The sequence below is a fragment of the Ruegeria sp. AL12 genome (genome assembly GCF_056540885.1).
In genome coordinates this window covers 1-1362 of record NZ_JBQFXN010000046.1, presented here as the reverse complement: position 1 = coordinate 1362, position 1362 = coordinate 1, and the positions used below count along the sequence as shown (strand labels likewise).

Genomic DNA, 1362 nt, shown 5'->3' with positions numbered 1-1362 from the left:
CCGTCGTGGGCCATGAATCGCGTCCTTTCCTCGGTCGTCTGGTCATATCATGCTGCACGTGCAGCGCAACAAAAATACTCAATTTGCTGCTAGAAAGTTCAAAAATTACCTTATCATTTTTGCAATGCAGAAGAAAATCCAGATGATATCTAGAAGGCATGGACCTGTTTTCCCTTCTGTCGCCGCAAGAGCTGTTACTTGCCATCGCCGTCGCCTTTGCCGCCGGATGGGTCAAGGGCATGGTTGGATTTGCCATGCCCATGGTGTTTGTATCTGGCCTGAATTCGTTTCTGCCACCGGATCTGACCCTGGCAGGGCTTATTCTGCCGACCCTTGTCACCAACGGCGTTCAGGCTTTTCGCGGGGGCGCCAGCGCCGCACTCAGCTCTATTCGACGATTTCGGGTGTTCCTGGTCGTTGGCGGTATTTTTCTGGTGCTGAGCGCACAGCTGGTTACGCTGGTGCCCGGCTCGGTCTTCCTGCTGCTGATCGGTGCATTCGTGTCCTTCTTCGCCCTTGTGCAGGTTCTGGGCGTCAGGCTGGTGCTACATCATCCATCAACCGGTGTTGAGGCTATTGTTGGCGGCGTCGCCGGGTTCGTGGGTGGCATGTCGGGCATCTGGGGTCCTCCCACAGTTGCTTATCTGACGGCTTTGAATACCCCGAAGGCCGAGCAGATCCGAATTCAGGGCGTCATCTATGGATTGGGGGCGGTCATGTTACTGGCCGCGCATGTCTGGTCCGGTTTTCTGCGGGTGCAAACGGTTCCGTTTTCAGTAATACTGATCTTTCCCGCCATGCTTGGCATGTGGGTTGGTTTGAAACTGCAGGATCGCATCGATCAGGCCAGCTTTCGCAAGGCCACGCTGTTCGTTTTACTGGTGGCGGGATTGAACCTGCTGCGGCGTGGCCTGATGGGCTAAGGCGCTAGCCCGGTCGCCTGTCTGCAAATCGGAACGCGAAATACAGACCCAGCATCAGAAAGAACAGGCCCGAGATGTCGCCGATCAGGAAGGCGATGTACTCAACCGTTGCACTGCCAAAGACCAGATTGGTCAGGCCAGAGACCAGAATGGATGTGGCTATGCCCACGCCCATAACGCAAATCCAGCAGGGTTTGCGGTTCGGGTTGGGGAACAGGTCCCATCCGACAGCCTTGAGCAGATAGAAAACCGCAGGAACTGTCAGAACCGCGACAGCAATTGCCAGCAGGCGGGTGGGCAGGAAAACATCCGTTCCCGCCAGATAAGCAAAGACGATGAACACACCCGGCAGCAACGCAAATACCGCGCGCCACCCCAGCAGCCAGGCCGACAGAACCCGCACGCCATGTGGCAAAAACAGCAGGCTCGCCCGGCTTGG

Annotated in this window: 2 protein-coding genes; one reads left to right on the top strand and one right to left on the bottom strand. The window is 56.6% G+C overall.

The genetic code is table 11. The features are described 5' to 3' along the window. The first annotated feature begins 158 nt into the window (after nt 1–158). On the top strand, nt 159–923 hold the full coding sequence (locus ACR0C6_RS21205) for a sulfite exporter TauE/SafE family protein (protein WP_480483751.1): 765 nt from the start codon (nt 159–161) through the stop codon (nt 921–923). A 4-nt stretch (nt 924–927) separates the two neighbouring features. Here the strand turns inward: ACR0C6_RS21205 and ACR0C6_RS21200 are convergent. Next, nucleotides 928–1362 (bottom strand): hypothetical protein (locus ACR0C6_RS21200; RefSeq protein ID WP_480621072.1); only part of this gene is annotated, 435 nt, incomplete at its 5' end.

Coding starts and splice junctions, on each gene's coding strand:
- ACR0C6_RS21205 (WP_480483751.1), top strand. CDS start 159: ATGGACCTGTTTTCCCTTCTGTCGCCGCAAGAGCTGTTACTTGCCATC.